Origin of the sequence: Acinetobacter sp. (assembly GCF_036659555.1) — a bacterium.
In the GTDB taxonomy this organism is placed as follows: domain Bacteria; phylum Pseudomonadota; class Gammaproteobacteria; order Pseudomonadales; family Moraxellaceae; genus Acinetobacter.
This window is the reverse complement of the sequence record NZ_JAVXCI010000126.1, coordinates 1-6,286: the sequence shown is the minus strand read 5'-3', so window position 1 is coordinate 6,286 and position 6,286 is coordinate 1. Positions and strand designations below refer to the sequence as shown.

Below are 6,286 nucleotides of genomic sequence, written 5' to 3'. Positions count from 1 at the left end.
TCATTATTCAAAAGCCCCCTGACTCTAGCGAGTCAGGGGGCTTTTTTTTATGCAGGAAAGAAATAAAAAGAAAGGCAGGAAAAAATTCTTATGCTGCATTGAACTTTAAGCGTTATCGCTTTCAGGCGGAATAAATTTTTTAAATCATGATGTTGGCGCTTGATTAGCGCTAATTGAAAAGGGGCCGGAGCCCCTTCGGTTTAGCCTTCCAAAACTTCTTCCAGCAATTCTTCGCTTGGCGCAAAGTAATAGGCGCCATCCATTGGCGTCACGAAATGCAGCAGGCGGTCATGAATGCCGTCACCGCTGGTGCCGAACATGCGCAGCAGCATGCTGTCGATGATGCTCAAGTCATTGGTGTAGGCAATAAAGAACAGGCCCTGGTCGCCGCGGCCATCGCCATAAGGCAGTGAGTGGCGCAGAATCGCCAGCTCTTCGCCTTCACTGTCTTCAACTACGGTGCGGGCAACGTGGGAATTTTCCGGTTTTACCTCATCATCCAGTTCAATCGATTCAAGTTTGGTGCGGCCCATCACCTGCTCCTGCGCATCAACTTTCAGTTTTTTCCATTTATCCAAGTTATGCGCATAGCGCTGCGCAAAAATGAAAGAGCCGTCTGCGAATGCGCCGGCGCCCTCAGCCAGCAGCGCAGTTTCCGCGCGGTCATCCGGGAATTGCGGGTTTTCTGTGCCGTCAATAAAGCCAGTCAGGTCACGGCCATCAAAGTTGCGGAAGCAGACCCGTTCATCCAGCACTTCAACTTTATCCTGAATGCCTTCAAAGAAGGATTGGCTGAGCGCGAAGCAGATGTCTGCGCGCTGGGCCGCAATGTGAATCAGTATATCGGCAGGAACGGCAGGCATTTCAAAAGCGCCGGCAATAGGCGCCAATTGCTTAAAGCCTTCCGGGGCTTGGCTGTAAAGCTTTGCCCAAAGTTCAGGGCCAAAAGCCGCGGCGGTTTTAATCTGCGCTTGCGGATGCTGGGTGATTAAGCGGTCGCGCGTGCTGAATAGATCCGCGAGCTTTTCTTTTAATTCTTCAATCGTTAAGTCTTTTAAGCGGAGGACAATAAAGCGGGCATGATCTGAAGGGAGTGGCAAAATTACAGATTGGGCGGTCATTCATGGCTCCTGAAATATTGGTATTTTTTGCGTAGCTGCTGCTATTGTGCCCTATCAGCCGTGCACTGGGTAGCCTGATCCGCATTTTTAATCTGCAGTTCCGTCCCGCTTAAAAGCTGTAAATGTCATATAATTCATATCCCTTCTGAAAAGCATTGATTTTATGTCCTTCCAAATTTGGCTGGCTTATATGCTGGCGTGCTGGCTCATCAGCCTTTCTCCGGGCGCAGGCGCAATTGCATCTATGTCCAGCGGCCTGAATTACGGCTTTAAGCGCGGCTATTGGAATGCTTTAGGCCTGCAGCTGGCGCTTCTGGCGCAGATCGGCATTGTGGCTGCCGGGGCAGGGGTGCTGTTTGCCTCTACGCCTTGGACATTTCTGCTGGTGAAATGGTTTGGCGTGGGCTATTTGCTGTATTTAGCCTGTATGCAATGGCGCGCACCGCTTCAAGCCATTGAAATTCTGCAGGATGTTCAGCAAAAGTCCCGCGTGCAGCTGGCGCTGTACGGTTTTCTGATCAATTTAAGCAATCCTAAAGCCATCGTTTTCCTGCTGGCCGTTCTGCCGCAGTTTTTGGATTTATCCAAGCCGCAGTGGCCTCAATATGTGGTTATGGCTGTGACCATGATCAGTATTGACCTGATTGTCATGGCGGGCTATACCGGACTGGCTGCTAAAGTTTTGCGCTTGCTTAAATCGCCGCGGCAGCAGAAATATATGAATCGGACTTTTGCGCTCTTGTTCAGCTGCGCTGCCGGACTGCTGAGCTTGGTGCATCAGTAGCTTAACAGTGAAATAATTCAAAATGAAAAAACCTGTATTTAGCATGACTTTTTACAGCATGCTGTGTTTTAGCTTGATGCTGGGCGGTGCGCCGCTGCCTGCTGGCGCCGAAGAGCTTATAGAGCCTTTTGATAATAATTTCATTATGCAGGATATTCATGCGGTTAAGGAAGAGTCCTGCACAGCTGAAACCCGGATGAATTTTAAAGCTTTTGCAGAAAACCAGTTCCAGCTGCGCTTTAATAAAACGCCTGCCGATCTGATCCAGACTGATCATGGCGATTACGCTGTATTCATTAAGCCCTTTGATCTTGCATATGAGGATGTATTGCCATACGCTGATCCGCGCGATGACTATAGTCGCTATAGATTAATTGTAATGGCGCTGTATCCCGAGTTTGCTGAAAATGCCTGCCTGCTGGGTTTTGGCATATTTCCGGAGGGCTGGGACGGTGAGCGCTGGATCCGCTTTAAATCCAATAAACGCCTTGAGGCGGTGCTTTTGCAGGATTATTTAAAGCTGCAAAATAAGCGCATTATTCAGCGTTAAAAAGGGTACCTGATATTTGGCTTTAGGCGCTTATTTAAGCGGTCATGCCGTTAAAAAAGCCATGCAGCGGCATGGCTTCTTTTTAAGCCGGTTTGCTGAATTTCTGCAGCGCAAAAACTACGGCAAACAGCAGCACCATGGTCAGCACAATGCTTAAGCCGGTCGATACATTCAGGCCGGCGCTGGACCACAGGCCGACAGTAATGCCGATCTGTGCAAAACCGAATGCCCACAGCACCATTTGCTTAGGCGACTGCGCCATCAGGCGCGCAGTTAAGGCCGGAATGACTAGTAGCGCGCCCATCAGCAATGAGCCGACCGCGCGCAAGGCCAATACGGTAAACAGCGCCAGTAGCAGCATGAAAATCAGGCGCTGCCATTTGGCATTGATGCCTTCACTGACCGCAATATCCGGGTCAATCGCAATCTGAATCTGCGCCTGCCAGTACTTATGCAGCACGGCTAAAGCGCCGATAATCACGGCAGCGAAAACCGGCAGGTCGGCCCATGAAATGGTCAGCAGGTCGCCAAACAGGTAGCTGAGCAGTTCCGGGCGCAAGTCCGGCAAATGCTGAATCAGCAGCAGGCCTGAACAGAGCAGGGCTGCGGAGCACAGCGCCAGCAGCGCATCATTCGGCAGGCGTGGATCATGCAGAATCCACAGGATGCCGACCAGCAGCATGGCCAGCAGCGTCACGCCGACCCAGAGCGGCAGGCTGAGCGCGCCGGCGATGGCGACGCCGAGCAGCGTGCCGTGCGCCATGGTGTCGGCAAAGAATGACATGCGGCGCCACAGCATCAGGCAGCCCAAAGGCGCAGTCAGAAACACCAGCAGCGTTCCCATAATCCATGCTGGCAGCAGCAGTTGTAACCATTCCATCATGGCTTAAGCTTCCGGTTCGGGGTGGATGTGCGGGCGGGAATCATGCTGGCAAGGGGCTGCGGAATCACCGTGCGCGCAGTGGTCATGGTGGTGCTGATAGAACACGCGGTTGGTGCCGAAAATCGCCTGGTATTCAGGATGCTGCTGCACATTTTCCGGCAGGCCGCTGCAGCAGATATGCTTGTTCAGGCAAACCACGCGGTGCGTGCCCTGCATCACCCACTGCAGGTCATGCGACACCATCAGCACGGCGCAGCCGTATTTTTCCGGCAGGCTGCGCACATAGTCATACAGTTCGGCTTCAGACTGAATGTCCAGGCCCTGCATCGGTTCATCCAGCACCAGCACATCCGGCTGGCGCAGCAGGGCGCGCGCGATCAGCACGCGCTGGCGCTCGCCGCCGGACAGCTGCTGCACTTTGGCCTGCTGCAGCTTGGCGATGCCGGTGTCGCGGATAATCTCTTCCTTTATAGAAGCTTCGCATTTTTCCAAAGCCAGCAGGTCGCAGACTCTTAAAGGCAGGCTGTGCGAAGGGTTGAACTTCTGCGGCACATAGGAAAACTTCAACTTTTTCGCGCTGATGATCTGGCCTGAACTGGGCTTTAAGATGCCCAGCAGGACTTTAATCAGGGTCGATTTTCCGGCCCCATTCGGGCCAATCAGCGTGACAATTTCACGCTCATGCAGGGTGAAGTCAATATTTTTTAAGATGTCGCGCTGATCGATGCGGACATGAATATTCTTCAGCTCGATTAAGCCGGCTGCATTTAGGGCTTGCTGCTGCACTGCTGACAGATTCCTGAAATTTCAATAATGCTGTGCTGCGCGGTGAAATGGTCGGAAGCGGACAATTCATCGAGCTGCTGCAGCAGGCCTTGCGCGGAGGCTTCCTTTACGGTTCTGCATCCGGTGCAGATCAGGAAGGCGGCCTGATGCCCTTCACGCGGATGGCAGCAGGGGATATAGGCGTTAATTGAGGTTAAGCGGTGAATCAGGCCTTTTTCCAGCAGGAAATCCAAAGTGCGGTACACGGTCGGCGGCGCTGCCGGGCGGTCTGATTCGCTTTTAATTTTAGCCAGCAGATCATAGGCGCCCATGGGGCCGGCCGCGGTTAAAATCAGTTCCAGCACTTCTTTGCGCAAAGGGGTGAGGCGCGCGCCGGCCGCTGAACACAGGCTTTCAGCTTCTGCAAGGCGCTGCGCCACATTCGGGTGGTCATGTACGCCATGCAATGCATTGTGATGTCCATGCGAACAAGAGCTCATAACTCACCTCAAGTGCGAAACTGCAAAAATAAAAAGACTGTAAAGCTTAGCATGAAGCGCGGCAAGTTTCGATCAGGCATAGGCATTTTTGCGAATTTGTTATACTATAACACCATTCAGTTTTTAGTGATTTCCCGGCATGTCCCGTTTCTTTGCATTCTGCGCCTTTGCGCTGTTCAGCTCAATCGGCTGGGCGCAAGGCCTGGTAGTTTCCACGCAGCCCATCTATCTTATTGCGAAGGAAGTGACCAAAGGGGTGGAACAGCCGGCGCTGCTGCTGCAGCATCAGTCCGGGCATGATGTCAGCCTGACGCCGATGCACCGCAAAATGGTGCAGGATGCGGATCTGGTGGTCTGGCTGGGCAAAGCGCATGAAGCTCCGCTGGAAAAGCTGCTGGCGGGTAATCCGAAAAGCATTGCGCTGCTGGATTCAGGCATTGTGTCTGTGCTGCCGCTGCGCAATCCGCGCGGGCAGGCGCTGCCGAATACGGTGGATACCCATGTCTGGCTGGACCCGAACAATGCCGTGCGCATCGGCTTTTTCATTGCCGCTTTGCGCTCGCAGCAGATGCCGGCGCACCGCGAGCGCTACTGGGCCAATGCCCGGGCTTTCGCGCACAGCCTGCTGCTGACCGCGCAAAAGCTGAATGTCAGCGCCAAAGCGCAGCCGTACTGGTCCTATCATGACGCTTACCAGTACCTTGAGCGCCCGCTGAACCTGAAATTCGCCGGCGCCTTGACCGATGATCCGCACGCCGCGCCGACCATTGCGCAAATCAAATACCTGCAGGACAGCCGGCCAAGCGCCAAAATGTGCCTGCTGGCCGAAGGGCATGCCAGCAAAAGCCAGTATCAGAAACTGAATCCGATCGCTTTCCAGCCGGTCGATGAAAGCATGAACGCGGAGGCCAGTTTTATCCATGCGTGGAAAACGCTGGCGGAGCAAACTCAGAGCTGCGTGCTAAATGCACGGAAATAATGCAAAAAATAAGCAGCGGCTGCGGCGTTTAAAAGCGCTTTAATCATCGAAAAAAACCCGACTTAGGTCGGGAAAAGATTGCATGTTCAGGGGTGTAACTCTATAATGCCTGCGATTAAAAATAATCATCAGCTAAACTTGTCAAGCATAATTGCTGTGAGTGTACAAAAATGAGCCGAACTAGTCGCTTGATTGATCGACGATTAGCGAAAGCTTTGATCATCTTGCAAGCATGTATGATTCCTGTTTCAGCCTTGATAGGGTGGGTCCTGAAGGACGCAGCCGCCGCATTGAGCGCAGCTTTGGGTGCGCTGGTATGCTGGCTGGCAAGCTGCTATTTTACATGGCAGTCATTCCGGGCCGCTGGCGCCCGGGCCACCAAGCAAGTGCTGGCCAATATGTATCGTGGCATGATGGGCAAGTTTGCAATAGTGATTGTTGGATTCATTTTAATTTTAAGCAATGTCAAGCCTCTGTCACCGGCGGCATTGTTTTGCGGCTTTATCCTCGTTCAGGCCATGACGTGGGTCGCTCCATTTTGGGCGTCACGTCTACAGAAGCGGGTTTAAGCGCAGCGGAAATTGAAAAGTTTTTTCAGGAACCGGCGAGATATCAGGCAGCACGCGATATTCGTAAGTTCCATTTAGTTTTTTGACATTGACCAGGTGTGATTTATGGCTGCTGAAGAACATGCCCTTACTTCG

Annotated in this window: 8 protein-coding genes; 4 read left to right on the top strand and 4 right to left on the bottom strand. The window is 52.7% G+C overall.

Translation table 11 applies throughout. The features are described from left to right. Positions 1-200 precede the first annotated feature (200 nt). Positions 201-1,121, bottom strand: a complete 921-nt coding sequence (locus RSA72_RS13435; RefSeq protein ID WP_332623993.1) for a Dyp-type peroxidase — start codon at positions 1,119-1,121, stop codon at positions 201-203. Between the two features lie 163 nt (positions 1,122-1,284). Here RSA72_RS13435 and RSA72_RS13430 point away from each other — a divergent pair, with 163 nt between their 5' ends. After that, complete coding sequence (locus RSA72_RS13430) at positions 1,285-1,905, top strand: LysE family transporter (RefSeq protein ID WP_332623992.1); 621 nt, start codon at positions 1,285-1,287, stop codon at positions 1,903-1,905. A gap of 58 nt (positions 1,906-1,963) precedes the next feature. Continuing rightward, complete coding sequence (locus RSA72_RS13425; protein WP_332623991.1) at positions 1,964-2,455, top strand: hypothetical protein; 492 nt, start codon at positions 1,964-1,966, stop codon at positions 2,453-2,455. A gap of 82 nt (positions 2,456-2,537) precedes the next feature. Here RSA72_RS13425 and znuB read toward each other — a convergent pair whose 3' ends face one another. Genes znuB through RSA72_RS13410 form a run of 3 tightly spaced genes read right to left on the bottom strand, consistent with a single transcriptional unit; the run spans position 2,538 to position 4,603 of the window. Then, positions 2,538-3,338, bottom strand: a complete 801-nt coding sequence (gene znuB, locus RSA72_RS13420) for a zinc ABC transporter permease subunit ZnuB (RefSeq protein WP_332623990.1) — start codon at positions 3,336-3,338, stop codon at positions 2,538-2,540. A gap of 3 nt (positions 3,339-3,341) precedes the next feature. Continuing rightward, a complete protein-coding gene (gene znuC / locus RSA72_RS13415; protein WP_332623994.1) occupies positions 3,342-4,133 on the bottom strand; it encodes a zinc ABC transporter ATP-binding protein ZnuC in 792 nt (263 codons plus the stop codon). Next, positions 4,106-4,603, bottom strand: a complete 498-nt coding sequence (locus RSA72_RS13410; protein WP_332623989.1) for a transcriptional repressor — start codon at positions 4,601-4,603, stop codon at positions 4,106-4,108. The genes znuC and RSA72_RS13410 overlap by 28 nt, the downstream gene beginning before the upstream one ends. Before the next feature lie 139 nt (positions 4,604-4,742). Between RSA72_RS13410 and RSA72_RS13405 the strand changes: the two genes are divergently transcribed. Next, positions 4,743-5,582: a metal ABC transporter solute-binding protein, Zn/Mn family gene (locus RSA72_RS13405; RefSeq protein WP_332623988.1), complete on the top strand. Its 840-nt coding sequence runs from the start codon at positions 4,743-4,745 to the stop codon at positions 5,580-5,582. 170 nt (positions 5,583-5,752) lie between these two features. Further along, positions 5,753-6,151, top strand: coding sequence for an ATP synthase subunit I (locus tag RSA72_RS13400; protein ID WP_332623987.1), 399 nt, complete (start codon positions 5,753-5,755; stop codon positions 6,149-6,151). The last annotated feature ends 135 nt before the right edge of the window (positions 6,152-6,286 follow it).